Below are 17556 nucleotides of genomic sequence, written 5' to 3' on the forward strand. Positions count from 1 at the left end.
CGAGGTCTACACCGCCCTAACCCACAGCCACCAAGATCTTCAGATCACGGGTTGACTTCCATAGGAGCATCGGGAGGGTGGAGCCTTCTTCGCGAGTCGGGGTGTGGGCGCATGTGTGTCGTGGGCGGGGTGCGTGCCTCAGGCGGCCGCCTCGTCCGCCGCGCGCAGCACGCGCAACGCGTTGCGTCCGGCGAGCTTCGCGCAGTCCTCCTCGCTCCAGCCCCGCTCGAGCAGCGCGGCGAACAACACCGGGTAGCGCGACACGTCCTCCAGGCCGACGGGCAGCTCCACCGTGCCGTCGTAGTCGCCGCCGAGGCCGATGTGGTCGACGCCTGCCACCTCGCGGGCGTGCTCCACGTGCGCCACGACGTCGGCGAGCGTGGCCCGGGGGCACGCCGGGCCGTCCCAGGTGGCGGTGAAGGCGGTGCGCGTGGCCACGTCGCGGTGGTCCTGGCCCGCCGCCGCCATCGCCTCCCCCAGCTCCCGGTCCCAGTCGGTCACCGCCGCCGAGACGAAGCGCGGCACGAACGTCAGCATGCAGGCCCCCCCGTTCGCGGGCAGCGCGCCCAGCACGTCGTCGGGCACGTTGCGCGGGTGGTCGTTCACCGCGCGGCACGAGGAGTGCGTGAACAGAACCGGCGCCGCGGTCGTGGCCAGCGCGTCGCGCATCGTGGTGGCGGCGACGTGCGAGAGGTCGACGATCATCCCGATCCGGTTCATCTCCCGCACGACCTCGCGGCCGAAGTCGCTCAGACCTCCGTGCACCGGCTCGTCGGTGGCCGAGTCGGCCCACTCGGTGTTCGCGTTGTGGGTGAGCGTCAGGTACCGGACGCCCAGGCGGCGCAGCGCCCGCAGCACCCCGAGCGATCCGGCGATGCCGTGCCCGCCCTCGGCGCCGAGCAGCGAGGCCACCCGGCCCTGCGCGAACGCGGCCTCGGCGGCGTCGGCCGTGGTGGCCAGGGCGAGGTCCGGGTAGCGCTCGGTGAGCCGGTGCACGAGCTCGACCTGCTCCAGCAGGGCCGTCACCGCATCGGAGCCGGCGAACGAGCACGGCACGTACACCGACCAGAACTGCACCCCCACCCGTCCGGCCCGCAGCCGTGGCAGGTCGGTCTGCAACGCGGGCATCCCGGCCACCAGGTCGGTGCCGGCGACGGCGTCGGCCGGGTCCGGGCCCGCGACCTGGCGCAGCGCCCACGGCAGGTCGTTGTGCCCGTCCACGAGCGGGGTGGCGGTGAGCAGCGCCTCGGCGCGCGGAAGGTGGTCCACACCGCCAGTCTGCCGCTCGCGTGGCACCGTGTGGACGTGAGCATCGCACGTGACAGGGACCCGTCGGGTCGACCCCGCAACTCCCGCCCCCGCGACGCGGCGGGCCACCCGCTGCCGCACGGCGCGGAGGGTGCGGAGCGGGTTCCCGAGGACCTGGTGCTGAGCGCGCAGGACAGCGTCACCGAGGCCCAGCGCCTGCTCGATGCCGGCCTGCCCTTCCCCGCCCACGACGTGCTGGAGGCCGCGTGGAAGGCAGCCCCGGCGCAGGAGCAGGAGCTGTGGCGCGGGCTGGCCCAGCTCGCCGTCGGACTGACGCACGCGCAGCGCGGCAACGCCAAGGGCGCCGCGGCGCTGCTGGAACGGGCCGCGGACCGGATCGGGGCCTGGGCCGCGCCGCCGCCCGCAGGCGTCGACGTCCGCGGGCTCCGCGCGTTCGCCGACGCGCTCGCGGCGCGGATCGCCGCGGACGGCCTCACCGGCATCCCCGAGGCGGACCTGCGCCCACGCCTGCGCGGCTGACCGCACGCGGTGATCGCCGGTCCGGCGCACAATCCGGCAGCCCGCCGCCGTCCGCGCACCCATCCGACGATCATGCGGCCGCGCCGGAACCGGTTGGCCCGCTCCGCGTGACTCCGCCATGATCGGCGGGTGCCGCTGCCCACGTCCGCGCCGACGCTCACCGACGGCGTGGTGACCCTGCGCGCCCACGCACCTGCCGACGCCGACAGCGTGCTGGCGATGGCCCGCGACCCCGAGACCCGGCGTTGGACGAGCATCCCCGACCCCTACCGCCCCGATGATGCACGGCGCTGGATCGAGGAGAAGGCCCCGCAGGACTGGCGCAGCGGCGTGGCGTTCCGCTGGGCCGTCGAGGCCGACGGACGCTTCGCCGGCAACCTGGACGTGAGCCCGGGCCCGCCACCGTCGGTCGGCTTCGGGCTCGCACCCGCGGCCCGCGGGCGCGGGGTGATGTCGGCGGCACTGCGGCTCGCGGCGCGCTGGGCGTTCCACGAGGCCCGGTTGCCGGTGCTGCACTGGTGGGCGCAGGCGGGCAACCTCGCCTCCTGGCGGGTGGCGCACGCCTGCGGCTTCCGGCACGAGGGCACCCGCCGCCTCGCCGTGGCCCGGCGCGGGGAGCTGCGCGACGGCTGGTTCGCCTCGCTGGCCGCGGGCGATGCCCTGTCCCCGCGGACGACCTGGTGGCCGACGCCCGTCCTGACCGGGGAGCGGGTCCGGTTGCGCCCGCACACGGCCGCGGACCTGCCGCGGATCGTGCAGGCGTGCTCGGACCCGCGCACCCGGCGCTGGTTGCCGGGCCTTCCGCACCCCTACACCGAGCAGGAGGCGCAGGAGTTCGTCCTGGCCGCCCGGCTCGGCGAGTCGCTCGGGCGCAGCGTCACCTGGGCGGTGGCGCACCCGGACGACGACCGGCTGCTCGCGAACGTCTCCGTGTTCGCCCTCGACGACACGATCAACCCGACCAGCGGCGAGGTCGGCTACTGGGCCCACCCGGACGCCCGGGGACGCGGCGTGGTCGGCGAGGCGCTGGACCTCGTCGTGGCCCACGCCTTCACGCCGGTGACCGCGGGCGGGCTGGGCCGCCACCGGCTGCAGATCGGCGCGGCCTGGTCCAACACGGCGAGCCGCCACGTGGCCGAGCGCGCCGGCTTCCGCCTCGCCGGGCGCTTCACGCGCGACGGCGTGGTCGGGGTCGGCGCCGACCGGGCGATCGAGGACGGCGCCTGGTACGAGCTGCTCGTGTGAGCGGCGCCGCTCGGCGGCGCGCCGCTACCGGGGCATCCGGCGCCACAGGGCCCGTGGCGCGTGGCGCAGCACGGCGAAGATCGGGCGCAGGACCGCAGGCACCCACACCTCGCCGCGGCCGGCCCGCAGCGCGGCCACCGTGGCGTCGGCGACCTGGGCCGGTGTGGACGAGAACGGCGCCGGCGCCATCCCGTCGGTCATGCGACCGATGACGAACCCCGGCCGCACCAGCACCAACCGGGCGCCGCTGCCGTGCAGGGAGTCGGCGAGGCCGCCGGCGAAGCCGTCCAGGCCTGCCTTCGCCGAGCCGTAGACGAAGTTGGCCCGCCGCACCCGCGCCCCCGCGACCGACGAGAACACCACGAGCGCGCCGTGGCCCTGGCTGCGCAGGATCGCGGCCAGGTGCAGCAGGACGGCGACGTGGGCCACGTAGTCGGTGTGCACGATCGCCAGCGCGTGTGCGGGGTCGCGCTCGGCGCGGGCCTGGTCGCCGAGGATCCCGAAGGCGACCACGACGACGTCGAGCCTCCTGTGGCGGCGCACGACGTCGAGCAGGACGGCGCGGTGGGTGTCGAGGGCGTCGGCGTCGAACTCGACCCGGTCCACCTCCGCGGCCCCCGCCGCGCGCAGCAGCTTCTCCTCGGCATCCAGCTCGGTACTGCGCCGCGCCGCCAGCACCACCGTGGCGCCCGCGGCGATCCGCCGCGCCACCTCCACCCCGATCTCGCTGCGCCCCCCGAGCACCAGCACCGTCTCCCCCATCCGCCGAGCGTGGCACAGGCCACCGACGGCGCCGCAGCGGTCCCCCGGGCCCGCGGTGTCGCTGCGCAGGCCGGGAACGATCGGCCGAGACCGCCGGGGATACTGGCAGGCATGCGCGCGGCGGTACTCGGACTCCCCGTCGGACACTCGCTGTCCCCGGTGCTGCACTCGGCGGCCTACGCCGCGCTCGGGCTCGAGGGCTGGCACTACGACGCGCACGAGTGCGACGAAGCCGGTCTGGCGGGGTTCGTCGCCGGGCGAGGGCCCGAGTGGGCGGGGCTGTCGTTGACGATGCCGCTCAAGCGGGTGGCTCTGGACGTCGCCCGCGAGGTCTCCCCGCTCGCGGCCGCCACCGGCGCGGCCAACACCCTGGTCCTGCGCGACGGGCGCCGCTACGCGGACAACACCGACGTCGCCGGCGTCGTCGCGGCGCTGCGCGGGGCCGGCGCCGCACCGGGCGGTCGCGCCGTGGTGCTGGGCGCGGGCGGCACGGCCCAGGCCACTCTCGCCGCGCTGCCCGCATTGGGGATCCACGACGTCGCGGTGCTGGTGCGCAGCCGCTCCCGCACGGGCGGGCTGGACGCGGCGGCGAAGCGCCTCGGCGTCGCACCCTCGGTCTCCGACGCCCTCACCGACCCGGCCCGGACCGGGGCCGAGCTCGCCGCGGCCGACGTCGTCGTCTCCACGCTCCCCAGCGGCGCCGCCGACGCGTTCACCGGTGTCCGCGCGGGCGCCGTCCTGCTCGACGTGGTCTACGCACCGTGGCCGACGGCCTTCGCCGCGGCGGCCGAGGCGGCGGGGGCGCGCGTCGTCAGCGGTCTGGAGATGCTGCTGCACCAGGCCGTGGCGCAGGTGGAGCTGATGACCGGGAGGACACCACCGGTGGCGGCCATGCGCGACGCCCTCGACGCGGCGGACGCCGCGCGGGTCTGACCCGCCACCTATCATCCGCCCATGGAGGGCAGCAGGAACGCGCCGGCACGGCCGGGCACCAACCTGCCGCGCATCGCCGACTTCAACCAGGCGGTGATCCTCAACGCCGTGCGGCACGCGCCCGAGGGCCTGTCGCGCGTGGAGCTCGCCGAGCTCACCGGCCTGTCCGCCCAGTCGGTATCCAACATCACCCGCAGGCTGCTGGACCGCGACCTCATCACGGAGGCGGGCACGCTCGTCCCGGCCGGGCGCGGGAAGCCGCGCACGTTGCTGCGGCTGCACGCGGGCGGGCACTTCGCGATCGGCGTGCACATCGATCCCACCGTCACCACGGTCGCCCTGCTCGACCTCGTGGGCGACGTCGTGGCGTCGGTGCGCACGCTGCCCGCCTCCGCGGCGTCCCCGACGCGGCTGGTCGGCGCGGTCACCGCGGCCGCCGAGGGGCTGGTCGCGGCCACCGGCGTCGACGCGCGGCGGGTGCTGGGGCTGGGCATCGCCGCGCCCGGCCCGCTCGATCCGGGGGCCGGCGTCGTGCTGGAGCCCCCGCTGCTGCCCGGGTGGACGCACGTGGGGCTGCGCGCGCTGCTGCACGAGGCCACCGGCTACCCGGTGGTGCTGCACAAGGACGCGGCCGCGGCGGCGCTGGCCGAGCTGTGGCGGGGTCCGCGCGGGTCGGCGTTCGCGCTCGAGGACTTCGTGTTCCTCTACCTGGGCACCGGCCTCGGCGCGGGCCTCGTCGTGGGCGGCGAACTGTTGAGCGGCACCACGAACAACGCCGGCGAGATCGGGCACCTGATGGTGGCCGCCGACGGGCCGCGCTGCAACTGCGGTCAGCGCGGCTGCGTCGGGGCGGCCTGCATGCCCCGCAACCTGGTGGCCGAGGCCGGCGACGCGGGCCTGCTCCCCCGGCCGGGCACCGGCGACCGCGAGATCGACGACCGCGAGATCGACGAGCTGTTCACCGACCTGTGCGCGCTCGCCGCGGACGGCAGCGCGCCGGCGCGCCGGATCCTGGAGGCCAGCGCGTTCCGGCTGGCCCGCGGCGCCGCCACCGTGAGCAACCTGCTCGACGTGCGCGCCGTGGTCTTCGGCGGCCCGATCTGGGACCGGATCAGCGCCGTGTTCCTGCCGATCCTGCGCGACACCCTGCTCACCACCACCGAGGCCCGCCAGGTGCACCCCGTCACGGCGCTGGGCAGCTCACTCGGCGCCGACGTAGGCGCGATCGGCGCCGGCTGCCTGGTCCTGGAACACGCGTTCTCGACGCGCCCGGCCACCCTGCTACTGGGGCAGGAACTCGAAATGGCCACCTTGGAGCCATAGCGCTGTTCTCAGGCCGAGAGACAGCAGTACGGCTCCAAGGTGCGGGTGGTTCACCCCTTGACGCCGCCCGCTGCCGTGAAGCCTGCACCCAGGCGGCGGCCCAGCAGCAGGTAGAGCAGCACGACCGGGGCCGAGTAGAAGATCGAGAACGCGGCGAGCTGGCCGTAGGCGACCTGCCCGTACTGCGAGGAGAACGTGAAAAGGCTGACCGCGGCCGGCAGCTTCTCCGGCGAGAGCAGCAGCATGAACGGCACGAAGAAGTTGCCCCACATGCCCACGAACGTGAAGATCGTGACGACCGCCATGCCCGGGCGCACCAGCGGCAGCACCACCGACCAGAGCGTCCGCACCATCGAGGCGCCCTCCGTCCAGGCGCTCTCCTCCATGTCGACGGGCACGCCGTCGAAGAAGTTCTTCGTCAGGAAGATCGCGAACGGCAGCGAGGACGTCGCGAGGAACAGGATCGCCCCGGGCATCGAGTCGACCAGGTTGATCTGCACGAACATCGCGTACACCGGGATCATGATCGCGGTGATCGGCAGCCCGGTCGCGAAGATGATCGTGAGCAGGAACGGGCGGCTGGCCCGGGAGCGGTAGCGCGAGAGCGGGTAGGCCCCCAGCGCGGCGCACACCACGGTGATGAGCGTGGCGCCCCCGCAGAGCACCAGCGAGTTCCACAGCGGCCGGAACGTCGTCTCCACGTTCATGATCTCGCGGTAGTTCGCGAGGCTCGGTTCCTCGGGCCAGGACACGGTCAGGGACGCGTTCGGGTCGAACGAGGCGAGCACGACCCACAGCAGCGGGATGCAGTAGAACGCCGCGATGAGCAGCAGGCCGACGTTGGACGCGACGGCCGCGCGCCGGACCCCGCGGACGCGCGCGCTGGTCCCGCGGACCGGGGCAGCGGCGGCGGGACGGTCCTGCACCGTTGTCATACCTTGTCCTCCTTGGGGAGCACCCGCAGGTACACGATCGAGGCGAGACCGCCGATGAGCAGCAGGAGCAGCGCCACCGCGGTGCCGAAGCCGAGCTGCCCGTAGCTGAACGCCTGCTCGTACATGTAGAGCGGCAGCGTCTGGCTGGACGTGCCGGGCCCGCCGGTCGTCATGATGTAGATCAGTCCGAACACCGACAGCGTCTGCAGCGTGATGACCATGAGGTTCGTCATGATCGACGGGCGGAGCAGCGGCAGGGTGATCGAGAAGAACCGCCGCGCGGGGCCCGCACCGTCCATGCGGGCGGACTCCTCGATCTCGGGCGAGATCTGCGCCAGCGCGGCGGTGTAGATCAGCATGGAGAACGCGGTGCCGCGCCAGATGTTCGCGAAGGACACGGCGAGGATGGGCAGCGAGAACAGCAGGTCCTGCGGGGGGATCCCGACCACGCCCAGCAGCGCGTTCAACGACCCCTCGTCGCCGAGGAAGGTGTACCAGAGGTAGCCCGTGACGACCTCCGGCAGGATCCACGCCCCGATGACGATCATGCCGGTGATCGCGGTGACCGCCTTGCTCGCCTGCCGCATCAGCAGCGCGAGCAGGAGGCCGAGGATGTTCTGGCCGATCACCGCCGAGACGATCGTGAACACCAGGGTCAGGCCCACGGAGTTCCAGAAGGCGCCCGTCGTGAACGCCTCGGTGAAGTTCTCCAGGCCGACGAACTCCGTGGAGGACGAGCCCTCGCCGCGCAGCGCCTTGTTGGTCAGCGACAGGTAGATGCTGTAGACGACCGGCCCCGCGAGGAACAGCAGCAGCAGCACCACGGCCGGGGTGAGCGGGGAGGCTCGCAGCACCGACCGGCGCCGGTTGGGCTGGTTGCGCGGGGCGGGCGGCGCCGGGGCTCCGCCGCGTTCGGTCGGGGTCGTCGCCGGGGCCGCCATCACGCCTCCTGCGCCGTGCTGTCGCCGCCGACGATGTCGGCCACCGCCAGGTCGTACTCCGCCACCGCCGCTTCCGGTGGGGCGCCGCGCATCGCCGCGTCGGCCGCGGTCTGCAGCGCGGTGGAGATCTGCGGGTACGGCGCGAGCGCGGGCCGGTACGTGGCCATCGGCACCAAGCCGGTGAAGAACTCGATCGTGGGCGAGTACCCGCGGTACTCGGGATGGTTCACGACGTCGCGCCGGTTGCTGACCTTGTTGTCGTCGATCGTCCAGGCCAGCACGTGTTCGGTCGAGCACATCTCCGTGAGGAACTGCCACGCGAGCTCGGGGTTCCGCGCCCGGCTCGGCAGGCCCCACGACCAGCCGCCGGCCAGCGTGACGACGCCGGGGTCCTGCCCGGACTGCGTCGGCATCGCCGCGACCGCCATCGTCTGCGCCCACTCGGGCCACTCGCCCGGCTTGCCCGGACCCCAGTTCTGGTTGATCCAGTTGCCGTCCAGCGCCACGGCGATCTTCCCCTCCGGCAGCCAGGACGTGTAGATCGTCTCGCTGATGTTCGCGTCCAGCGCGTCGGCGATGCCGGGCCCCAACTCCTCGGCGTACAAGGTCTGGATGAACCGCAGCGACTCGACCAGACCCGCGCTCCCAGTGATCCACTTGCGCGTCGCCTCGTCGTACATCACCGAGCCGGTGCCGTAGAGCAGCATCTGCACGCCCTGCATGCTGGTCTTCTCACCCTGCGGCTTCCCGGCGAAGATGTTGACCGGGACGACGTCGGGCAGCTGCTGCTTCAGCGTGCGGAACGTGGCGAGCAGGTCGTCCCAGCTCCGGGGCTCCCACGGCAGCGGGATGCCGGCCTGCGTGAAGAGCTCCTGGTTGTACCAGAGGGCCCGGGTGTCGGTGGGCGCCGGGATCGCGTAGGTCCGGCCGTCCTCACCCTGCACGGCCTTGCGCGCCACGTCGTAGAACTCGTTCCACAGCGGCCACGACGCCACGCGGTCGTCGATCGGGCGCAGGTAGCCGGCCGCGATGTCGGACTTCAGGATGAACGTGTCCTCGTAGACGATGTCCGACGTGGTGCGCTCCGAGGACATCATCAGCTCGTTCTTCGTGAAGTAGTCGTTCTCCGACGCCACGAGCGGCACGAGCTCCACCGTGACGTCCGGGTGGCGCAGCGCGAATGACGCGGCCGCCCTCTGCAGGTAGGTGCCGTGGATGCGCCCCGAGCCCCACTGCTGGTAGCTGACGCGGAGCGTGTTCGGCGCGGCCGAAGCGCCGCCGCACCCCGCGGTGGCCAGCAGCGGTGTCGCGACGACGGCGCCACCGAGCGCCTTCAAGATGGTGCGCCGAGCCAGTGGCCGCGTACTGCGCGAAGCGGTCATCGAAGTCCCCCGAACCTCGTCGATGAGGGTGGCAGCTCCCACGTAACAGGGCCTAGTAAAAACGATGGACAAAATCTGTCAAGCGGTGGCCCTGATGTGGATCGCGATCACGTAGTCGCCGCCCGTGTACGGCTCGCGCTCCCACGTCGCGAACCGGTCCTCCGGCGTCGCGCCCGCCGCCGCGCACCAGCGGTCGTAGTCGTCGAGGCCGGGCCAGTCGGGTCGCAGCGAGAAGCCCGCGACCAGCCGGCCACCGGGCACGAGGTGCGCCACGCAGGCGGCCACCGCGTCCGCCCGCCGCTCGGGCGCGACGTAGGGCACGACGTTGCCGGCGAGCACCACGACGTCGAACCGCTCCGGGCGGTCCAGGCCGGCGAGGTCCGCCGTGACCCACTCCAGCCCCGGCGCCTTCGCCCGGGCGGCCGCGATCATCTCGGGGTCGGCGTCCACGCCGAGCACCGCGATCCCGCGCCGGTCCAGCTCGATGCCGACGCGCCCGGTGCCGCACCCGGCGTCCAGCACCGTGGCGGGGTGGAAGGACGCCACCAGGTCGGCCTCCCCGTGCATGTTCCGCCCGGCCTCGGCCAGCCGCCGGAACCGCTCGTCGTAGTGCGCGGGGTCGGTCTGCGCGCGCCAGGTCTGCCAGTCGTCGGGGAGCTCGGACACGCGGGTCAGGCTAGAGGCACTGCCACGGAGGTGGGTGACGGATGCTGCCGCGGAGGTGGGTGACGGCGCACCCGCGGCCCGCGCCGGACAGCGCCCGGGGAACAAGCCGCCGGGCGCCGCTGGTTGAGCGTGGACGTGAAGGTGGAGATCTGGTCCGATGTCGTCTGCCCGTGGTGCGCGATCGGCAAGCGCCGGTTCGAGAAGGCGCTCGCGGGGTTCGCCCACCGCGACGAGGTCGAGGTGAGCTTCCACAGCTTCGAGCTCGACCCGTCGGCGCCGCGTCAGCGGGAGGGCGACCTCGCCGAGCACCTGGCCGGCAAGTACGGGATCTCCCGCGAGGAGGCCGCGGACAGGCACCGGCAGATGACCGAGACGGCCGCGGTCGACGGCTGGGACTTCCACTTCGAGCGCGCCCGGGGCGGCAACACGTTCGACGCGCACCGCCTGCTGCACCTGGCTGCCGAGCGCGGCGTGCAGGACGCGGTCAAGGAGCGCTTCTTCCGGGGCTACCTGGAGGACGGCGCGCCGATCGGCGACCCCGAGACCCTGGTGTGGCTCGCCGCCGAGGCCGGCCTCGACGCCGAGGAGGCCCGCGCGGTGCTCGCCACCGACCGCTACGCCGACGCGGTGCGCGCCGACCAGCGGCAGGCCCAGGCCTACGGGATCAGCGCCGTGCCGTTCTTCGTGGTCGACCGGAAGTACGGGGTGGCGGGAGCACAGTCGCCGGAAGCGCTGCGAGAGGTCCTGGAGACGGCGTGGACCGAGGCCCACCCGCTGCAGGTGCTCACGCCGGCCGGTGGCGACACGGACGCCTGCGCCGACGGCTCCTGCAGCGTCTGATCGCAGCGAGCCGCACACCAGGCTGCCCCGGACAACAGCCACGTGCTCCTCGGCCCGCTCACGCGGCCGGTCGACCCCGCCCTGCCCCGCCGGCGATGATCGCCGTGATCAGCACATCAGCGCGGTGCCGGCAGCATCCTTGTACGGCTCACGCGGATCATGCGGCCCTGATCCTTCCGATTCGCGCACCAGGGCGGCCGTGACGACCGCGCCGCGCGACTCGCAACGATCAACGTCGCCGCTCGCGCGGCCAGCCTGCCGGCCGACCGGTCAGGAGACCGGTCGGCGTTGATCGTTACCAGCCGCACACCATGGCTGCCCGGACCACCGCCGCGTACGGCTCGCCCGGATCACCGGCCCCAAATCCATCCGAGTCGCACGCCACCGCGGTGGCGACAGCCGTGACGTGCGACTCGTGGCGATGTCCTCAGTCGCGACGGCCGCGGCCGGCGCCGGCCCCTGCGAAGCCGCGGTCGCGACGCACGTTCGCGCGGCGGCCCTTCAGCGTCGTGGCGCCGCGCAGGCTGCGCAGCACGTCCTCGGCCGCGTGCTCGGGGATCTCCACCAGCGCGTGCCGCTCGTGGATCTGGATGGCGCCGATGTCACGCCCGGACAGGTTCGACTCGTTGGCCAGCGCGCCCACGATGTCCTGCGGCCGCACTCCGCTCGCGCGACCCGCGTTGACGAACAGCCGGGTGGTGCCGGCCTTCGGCGGGCGGGTGCCTGCGGCGGCGCCGCCGCGGCTGCGGGGCTCGCGACGCTCGCCGGCACGAGGGAGCGCGACGACCGGGATGTCCTCGCCGTCGTTCGGGGCGCCGGTGGCCTCCTGCAGCAGCCGGACCGCGGCCGCCGCCACGTCCACGCCGTCGAACTCGGCGGCGAGGACATCCAGCATCGCGCGGACGCCGTCGCCGTCGGTCGGGGCGCCGGGCTCCTCGTCGCGCAGGTCGGCGACGAGCCGCTCCCGCAGCACGGTGGCCGTGCGCGCGAGCCGGGTGGCCCGCAGGTCGGCGGCCGTGGGAACCGGTGCGAACTCGATCGGCTGCCCGGTGAGCCGCTCGACGCCGCGCATCGCGTGGACCTTCGACGGCGGCACCAGCGTGATCGCCACACCCTCGCGACCGGCCCGGCCGACGCGGCCGATGCGGTGCACGTAGGCCTCGGACGACTGCGGCACGTCGTGGTTGACGACGTGCGTGAGCAGGTCGATGTCCAGGCCGCGTGCCGCGACGTCGGTGGCGACGAGCAGCTCGGTGCGGCCGCTGCGCACCCGCTCGACGACCCGGGTGCGGTGCTCCTGGTCCATGCCGCCGTGCAGGGCCTCGGCGCGCAGGCCACGGGCGGTGAGCGTCTCGGTGACGGCGTCGACGTCCAGGCGGGTGCGGCAGAACACGATCGCCGCCGTGGGCCGCTCCGCCTCCAGTACGCGGCCGAGCGCCGCGGTCGTGTGGCTGCGCGGCACCAGGTACGCCGTCTGGCGCACCTTCGGGGCCTCGCCCTCGGGCACGACCTCGCGCCGGATGCGCACCGTGACCGGCTCGCGCAGGTACTTCTGGGCCAGAGTCTCGATGCGCCGCGGCATGGTGGCCGAGAACAGGACGGCCTGGCGGGTGTCGGGCGTGGCGTCCAGGAGCGTCTCGATGTCCTCGACGAAGCCCATGTCGAGCATCTCGTCGGCCTCGTCGAGGACGACGGTCTCGAGCGCGTCCAGGCGCAGCGAACCGCGGTTGAGGAGGTCGATGGCCCGGCCGGGGGTGGCCACGACGATGTCGACCCCCTGCTGCAGCGCCTTCCACTGCGGGCCGACGGGAGCGCCGCCGTACACGGTGACGACGCGGGCGCCGACACCCCGCCCGTAGCGGGTGACGGCCTCGGACACCTGCAGGGCGAGCTCGCGGGTGGGGGTCAGGACGAGGCCGAACGGGGCGTCGCCACGGCTGCGCTCGGGACGCTGCGCGGCGAGGCGCTCGAGGATCGGCAGCGCGAACGCGGCCGTCTTGCCGGTGCCGGTGGCCGCCTGCCCGAGCAGGTCACGGCCCTCGACCAGCGGTCGGATCGACTGGGCCTGGATGGGGCTGGGGTTCTCATAGCCCAGCTCCTCGACCTCGTGCTGCAGCTCGGCGCGCAGCGGGAGGTCGGAGAAGCGGGGCAGGTCGAGCTCGTGCTCGTTCTCGCTCAAGAAAAGTCTTCCGACGCAGGGACGGGAGCACGGACGGCGCTCCCACGGGCGAGCCCGCGGGGCCTACGGCACACGTACTACCTGGCCGGTGCGGTCTCTGAGGTGACTCAACGCGCCACCGACCTCACATAGTCCCAGGTGATCGCGGTCACGGCCGCACCGGGGCTCGTTCTGCGGTCACCGCAGCGCGGGCAGCACGTCCTTCTCCCACGCGGTGAAGAACCCCTCCATGTCGCTGCCCATCTGCGAGACGTAGAGCTCGTCGACGCCGGCGTCGAGGAAGGGGCGGACCTGCGCCACCTGCGCATCGACGTCATCGCCGCAGGCCACCGACTCCCCGATCATGCCGGGCGTCACGAGGGTCTGCCCGTCCATGAAGTCGCGGGGCCGCGGGAGCGTCTGGGCGAGCTGGCCCGGCAGCCCCTGGTTGCCCCAGGTGCGGTGGGCGATGTCGAGCGCGCGCTGCGGGTCGCGGTCCCAGCTCACCTTCGTGCCGGCCTGCACCGGCTTGCCCTGCCCGCCGGACTCCTGGAACACCCGGACCAGGTCGGCGTCGGGCATCGTCGTGATGTACCCGTCGCCGATGCGGCCGGCCAGCTCGGTGGCCTGCGGCCCGAAGCCGGAGACGTAGATCGGCACCGGCTCCGCGGGGAGCGTGTAGATCCGCGCATCCTGCACCTCGTAGTAGGTGCCGTGGTGGCTGACCTCCTCGCCGCCGTGCAGCAGCCGGATCACCTCGATCGCCTCCTCCAGCATCTCCAGCCGCACACCGACCGACGGCCACTGGTCGCCGAGCACGTGCTCGTTGAGGGCCTCCCCGCTGCCGACGCCGAGCACGAACCTCCCGTCCAGCTGCACGGCCGCGGTGGCGGCGGCCTGGGCGATGACCGCAGGGTGGATCCGGAACGTCGGGCAGGTCACCGCCGTCGTGACCGGCAGCGACGTGGCCTGGGACAGCGCGCCGATCACGCCCCACACGAACGGGCTCTGCCCCTGCTCGTCGTTCCAGGGGTGGAAGTGGTCCGAGATCCACAGCCGCTCGAAGCCCGCGGCCTCCGCGCGCTTGGCCTGGTCGATGAGCTCCTTGGGACCGAACTGCTCGCTGGACAGGAAGTAGCCGATGCTCGCCATGCCTCTCCCCTACCCGCGATCGGGCCGCTCGACCCCACCGCGGGCGCGCTTCCCGGGCGTCCGGCACAGTCGAGTCGTGCCCGAACCCCCGCGCCGCCGTCCCGTCGTCGCCACCACCACCGTGGTGGGCACGGCGCTGCTCGGCGCGTCGCTCGCCGCCCGGCCAGGGTCCCGCGCCTTCACCGCGCTGACGCTCGCCACCGCCGCCACCTGGACGGCCGGCGGCCTCGCGTCCGGGCCGGTGCCGCGCGGCCGCGCCGTGGCGGCGCCCGTGGCCACCGGCGCGGGCGTCTTCGCCGCCTTCTACGGGGCCGCGTTGGTCGCGCGGCGCATCCCGTTCCTGGACCGCGCGCTGACGTCGGTGCTGCGGCACGCGGACGCCGGCTCCGGTCCGCTCGTGCTGGCCACCACGCTCGCCAACGGCGCCGCCGAGGAGATCTTCTTCCGGGGCGCCGTCTATGCCGCCGCCCCGCGGCGCCCGGCCGTCGTGTCCACCGCGGTGTACGTGGCCTCGACCGTGGCCACCCGCAACCCGGCGCTCGTGCTCGCGTCGGCCGTCATGGGCACCCTGTTCGCCCTGCAGCGGCGGGCGACCGGCGGCGTGCAGGCCCCGTTGCTGACCCACCTCACCTGGTCGGCGCTGATGCTGCGGTTCCTGCCGAGGCTCTTCCGGCGCTGAGGCCGGGCGAGCGCGACACACGCGCGCCCAGACCCCGACTCGCGGGAGGTGTGGAAGTCCCCCGCGAGTCGGGAGGTGTGGAAGTCCCCCCCGCGAGTCGCGAGGTGTGGAAATCCCCGCGAGTCGGGGTGTGGGGCGCGCGTGTCGGGGTCCTGTCAGCGCTTGCCGTCGCCGCTGGAGAGACCCGCGCGGCGCAGGGCGTCGGCCATCGCACTGTTCATCGGGCTGCCGCCACCCTGGCGCTGCCCGCCGCGACCGTCGCCGCCCTTGCGGTCCCCGCCGCGACCGCGGTCGCCCTGCGGCTCCCGGCGGCCGTCGCCCTTGCGGTCCCGCGGCCCGCCCTTCGGCTCGCGCCCGCCCTTCGGCTCGCGCGGCCCACGTTCCTGCTCGCGGGGCCCGCCGCGCTTCTGGCGCGCTCCCCCGCCGGCCTCGTCCTCGAGGCGCAGCGTCAGCGAGATCCGCTTGCGCGCCTCGTCGACCTCCAGCACCTTGACGCGCACGACGTCGCCGGACTTCACGACCTCGCGCGGGTCGGACACGAACTGGGTGGACATCGCCGACACGTGCACGAGCCCGTCCTGGTGCACGCCGACGTCCACGAACGCACCGAATGCCGCGACGTTGGTGACCACGCCCTCCAGCAGCATCCCCGGCTTCAGGTCGGCGATCTTGTGGACGCCCTCGGCGAAGGTGGCCGTGCGGAACGCCGGGCGCGGGTCGCGGCCGGGCTTCTCCAGCTCGGCGAGGATGTCGGTGACGGTGGGCAGCCCGAACGTCGTGTCGACGAACTCGTGAGGCTTCAGCGACTTGATCTTCTGCGCGTTGCCGATGAGCGCATCGATGTCGGTCTTGGCGCGGGCCAGGATGCGGTGCACGACCGGGTAGGCCTCGGGGTGCACGCCGGAGACGTCGAGGGGGTCGTCACCGCCGCGGATGCGCAGGAAGCCCGCGCACTGCTCGAACGCCTTCGGCCCGAGCCGCGGGACGTCGGCAAGGGCGGTGCGGGTGCGGAACGGGCCGTTCGCGTCGCGGTGCTGCACGATCTGCGACGCGAGGCCCTCGCTGATGCCCGAGACCCGGCACAGCAGCGGCACCGAGGCCATGTTGACGTCCACCCCGACGGCGTTCACGCAGTCCTCGACCACGGCGTCGAGCGAGCGCGACAGCGCCGTCTCGGCCAGGTCGTGCTGGTACTGCCCCACGCCGATCGACTTCGGGTCGATCTTGACCAGCTCGGCGAGCGGATCCTGCAGCCGCCGGGCGATCGAGACGGCGCCGCGCAGCGTCACGTCCAGGTCCGGCAGCTCCGCCGACGCGAACGCCGACGCGGAGTACACCGACGCGCCTGCCTCGCTGACCATCACCTTCGTCATCTTCAGCGCCGGGTTCGCGGCCACCAGCTCGCCGGCGAGCTTGTCGGTCTCCCGGGACGCCGTGCCGTTGCCGATGGCGATCAGGTCGACGTCGTGCGCCACGGCGAGCTTCGTGAGGGTGGCGAGCGTGCCCTTCCAGTCGTTGCGGGGCGCGTGCGGGTAGACGGTCTCGGTGGCGACGACCTTGCCGGTGTCGTCCACCAGGGCCACCTTCACGCCGGTGCGCAGGCCCGGGTCGAGGCCCATCGTCGCGCGGCTGCCGGCAGGGGCGGCGAGCAGCAGGTCGCGCAGGTTCGCCGCGAAGACCCCGATCGCGCCCTCCTCGGCGACCGTGCGCAGGCGCACCCGGATGTCGATCGACAGGTGCATGAGGATCCGGGTGCGCCACGCCCACCGCACGGCGTCGTTCAGCCACTTGTCGGCCGGGCGGCCGAGGTCGGCGATCGCGAAGGCGGCCGCGATCGTGCGCTCGTAGTCGGTGACGACTCCTGGTTCGGCCGGTTCCGCGTCCGGCTCGAGCGCGACGTCGAGGATCTCCTCCTTCTCCCCGCGGAAGGCCGCGAGGATCCGGTGCGAGGGGAGCTTGGTGAACGGCTCGGAGAAGTCGAAGTAGTCGGCGAACTTCGCCCCCTCGGTCTCCTTCCCCTCCCGCACCTTCGTGACCAGGATGCCGCGCGACCACACCCGCTCGCGCAGCCCGCCGATGAGGTCGGCGTCCTCGGCGAAGCGCTCGACGAGGATCGCGCGGGCGCCCTCCAGCGCGGCGGCGGCGTCGGCGACCTGCTCGTTGAGGTACTCCGCTGCGAGGGTCGCGGGGTCCTGGGCGGGGTCGGCGAGCAGCGTTTCGGCGAGCGGTTCCAGCCCGTTCTCGCGGGCGATCATGGCCTTCGTGCGGCGCTTGGGCTTGTAGGGCAGGTAGATGTCCTCGAGCCGCGCCTTGGACTCCGCGGCCAGGATCCTGGCCTCCAGGGCCTCGTCCAGCTTGCCCTGCTTGCGGATCTCGTCCAGCACGACCGTGCGGCGCTCCTCCAGCTCCCGCAGGTAGCGCAGCCGTTCCTCGAGCGTGCGCAGCTGCGCGTCGTCGAGGGCGCCGGTGGCTTCCTTGCGGTACCGGGCGATGAACGGGACGGTCGATCCGCTGTCGAGCAGGTCGACGGCGGCGGCCACCTGGTGCGGCCGGACGCCGAGCTCGTCGGCGATGCGCTGCTGGACGGGTTGCGGGCGGAGCGGGCGCGGATCCTGCTGGGTCGGGAGCGGCGTGCTGGTCACCCGCACATCGTCCCGGTCGCGTCGCGGCGGCGTTGCGAGGGGTGGGTGCTTCCCGCACGAGGGCGCGGCGCAACCCCGAATGCGCCGGTCCACAGAGCCGAACGGCGCAG

Annotated in this window: 15 protein-coding genes; 6 read left to right on the top strand and 9 right to left on the bottom strand. The window is 73.8% G+C overall.

The window, feature by feature from the left end:
• Positions 1-138 precede the first annotated feature (138 nt).
• Positions 139-1269, bottom strand: coding sequence for a dipeptidase (locus CFP66_RS28880; protein WP_094928360.1), 1131 nt, complete (start codon positions 1267-1269; stop codon positions 139-141).
• Positions 1270-1305: 36 nt separating this feature from the next.
• Between CFP66_RS28880 and CFP66_RS28885 the strand changes: the two genes are divergently transcribed.
• Both CFP66_RS28885 and CFP66_RS28890 read left to right on the top strand, forming a co-directional pair.
• Positions 1306-1788: a DUF309 domain-containing protein gene (locus CFP66_RS28885; protein WP_094928504.1), complete on the top strand. Its 483-nt coding sequence runs from the start codon at positions 1306-1308 to the stop codon at positions 1786-1788.
• Between the two features lie 129 nt (positions 1789-1917).
• Entirely contained in the window at positions 1918-3033 is a 1116-nt protein-coding gene (locus CFP66_RS28890) for a GNAT family N-acetyltransferase (protein WP_094928361.1), read from the top strand.
• A 24-nt stretch (positions 3034-3057) separates the two neighbouring features.
• On the opposite strand, the gene CFP66_RS28895 is transcribed toward CFP66_RS28890, so the two are convergent.
• On the bottom strand, positions 3058-3795 hold the full coding sequence (locus tag CFP66_RS28895; RefSeq protein WP_094928362.1) for an SDR family NAD(P)-dependent oxidoreductase: 738 nt from the start codon (positions 3793-3795) through the stop codon (positions 3058-3060).
• A 111-nt stretch (positions 3796-3906) separates the two neighbouring features.
• On the opposite strand from CFP66_RS28895, the gene CFP66_RS28900 reads away from it, so the two are divergent.
• On the top strand, positions 3907-4728 hold the full coding sequence (locus CFP66_RS28900) for a shikimate dehydrogenase (protein WP_094928363.1): 822 nt from the start codon (positions 3907-3909) through the stop codon (positions 4726-4728).
• Positions 4729-4749: 21 nt separating this feature from the next.
• Positions 4750-6051: an ROK family transcriptional regulator gene (locus tag CFP66_RS28905; protein ID WP_198961730.1), complete on the top strand. Its 1302-nt coding sequence runs from the start codon at positions 4750-4752 to the stop codon at positions 6049-6051.
• Positions 6052-6101: 50 nt separating this feature from the next.
• Here the strand turns inward: CFP66_RS28905 and CFP66_RS28910 are convergent, their stop codons facing one another.
• The 4 genes from CFP66_RS28910 to CFP66_RS28925 all read right to left on the bottom strand — a co-directional run bounded on the left by CFP66_RS28910 (position 6102) and on the right by CFP66_RS28925 (position 9975).
• The gene (locus tag CFP66_RS28910) at positions 6102-6986 is read right to left on the bottom strand and encodes a carbohydrate ABC transporter permease (protein WP_094928364.1); all 885 of its coding nucleotides are present in this window, start codon (positions 6984-6986) and stop codon (positions 6102-6104) included.
• Positions 6983-7927, bottom strand: a complete 945-nt coding sequence (locus CFP66_RS28915; protein ID WP_094928365.1) for a carbohydrate ABC transporter permease — start codon at positions 7925-7927, stop codon at positions 6983-6985. The genes CFP66_RS28910 and CFP66_RS28915 overlap by 4 nt, the downstream gene beginning before the upstream one ends.
• Positions 7927-9309, bottom strand: a complete 1383-nt coding sequence (locus CFP66_RS28920; RefSeq protein WP_094928366.1) for an extracellular solute-binding protein — start codon at positions 9307-9309, stop codon at positions 7927-7929. The genes CFP66_RS28915 and CFP66_RS28920 overlap by 1 nt, the downstream gene beginning before the upstream one ends.
• A gap of 78 nt (positions 9310-9387) precedes the next feature.
• Positions 9388-9975 (bottom strand): trans-aconitate 2-methyltransferase, encoded by a 588-nt coding sequence (locus CFP66_RS28925; protein ID WP_233159796.1) that lies wholly within the window; start codon positions 9973-9975, stop codon positions 9388-9390.
• Between the two features lie 129 nt (positions 9976-10104).
• Here CFP66_RS28925 and CFP66_RS28930 point away from each other — a divergent pair, with 129 nt between their 5' ends.
• A complete protein-coding gene (locus tag CFP66_RS28930; protein ID WP_233159797.1) occupies positions 10105-10815 on the top strand; it encodes a DsbA family oxidoreductase in 711 nt (236 codons plus the stop codon).
• Positions 10816-11242: 427 nt separating this feature from the next.
• Here the strand turns inward: CFP66_RS28930 and CFP66_RS28935 are convergent, their stop codons facing one another.
• Together CFP66_RS28935 and CFP66_RS28940 are read right to left on the bottom strand one after the other, a co-directional pair.
• Positions 11243-12994: a DEAD/DEAH box helicase gene (locus CFP66_RS28935; protein ID WP_094928367.1), complete on the bottom strand. Its 1752-nt coding sequence runs from the start codon at positions 12992-12994 to the stop codon at positions 11243-11245.
• 177 nt (positions 12995-13171) lie between these two features.
• Complete coding sequence (locus CFP66_RS28940) at positions 13172-14125, bottom strand: TIGR03557 family F420-dependent LLM class oxidoreductase (protein WP_094928368.1); 954 nt, start codon at positions 14123-14125, stop codon at positions 13172-13174.
• 76 nt (positions 14126-14201) lie between these two features.
• On the opposite strand from CFP66_RS28940, the gene CFP66_RS28945 reads away from it, so the two are divergent.
• Positions 14202-14804, top strand: a complete 603-nt coding sequence (locus tag CFP66_RS28945; protein WP_233159799.1) for a CPBP family intramembrane glutamic endopeptidase — start codon at positions 14202-14204, stop codon at positions 14802-14804.
• Between the two features lie 155 nt (positions 14805-14959).
• Here the strand turns inward: CFP66_RS28945 and CFP66_RS28950 are convergent, their stop codons facing one another.
• Positions 14960-17446 (bottom strand): Tex family protein, encoded by a 2487-nt coding sequence (locus tag CFP66_RS28950; RefSeq protein ID WP_094928369.1) that lies wholly within the window; start codon positions 17444-17446, stop codon positions 14960-14962.
• Positions 17447-17556 lie beyond the last annotated feature (110 nt).

This window comes from Pseudonocardia sp. MH-G8 (assembly GCF_002262885.1).
GTDB lineage: Bacteria > Actinomycetota > Actinomycetes > Mycobacteriales > Pseudonocardiaceae > Pseudonocardia.

Excerpts from the sequence above, each read along its gene's own strand:
- CFP66_RS28910 (WP_094928364.1), bottom strand. The coding sequence starts at position 6,986 with ATGACAACGGTGCAGGACCGTCCCGCCGCCGCTGCCCCGGTCCGCGGG.
- CFP66_RS28900 (WP_094928363.1), top strand. The coding sequence starts at position 3,907 with ATGCGCGCGGCGGTACTCGGACTCCCCGTCGGACACTCGCTGTCCCCG.
- CFP66_RS28905 (WP_198961730.1), top strand. The coding sequence starts at position 4,750 with ATGGAGGGCAGCAGGAACGCGCCGGCACGGCCGGGCACCAACCTGCCG.
- CFP66_RS28895 (WP_094928362.1), bottom strand. The coding sequence starts at position 3,795 with ATGGGGGAGACGGTGCTGGTGCTCGGGGGGCGCAGCGAGATCGGGGTG.
- CFP66_RS28920 (WP_094928366.1), bottom strand. The coding sequence starts at position 9,309 with ATGACCGCTTCGCGCAGTACGCGGCCACTGGCTCGGCGCACCATCTTG.
- CFP66_RS28915 (WP_094928365.1), bottom strand. The coding sequence starts at position 7,927 with ATGGCGGCCCCGGCGACGACCCCGACCGAACGCGGCGGAGCCCCGGCG.
- CFP66_RS28940 (WP_094928368.1), bottom strand. The coding sequence starts at position 14,125 with ATGGCGAGCATCGGCTACTTCCTGTCCAGCGAGCAGTTCGGTCCCAAG.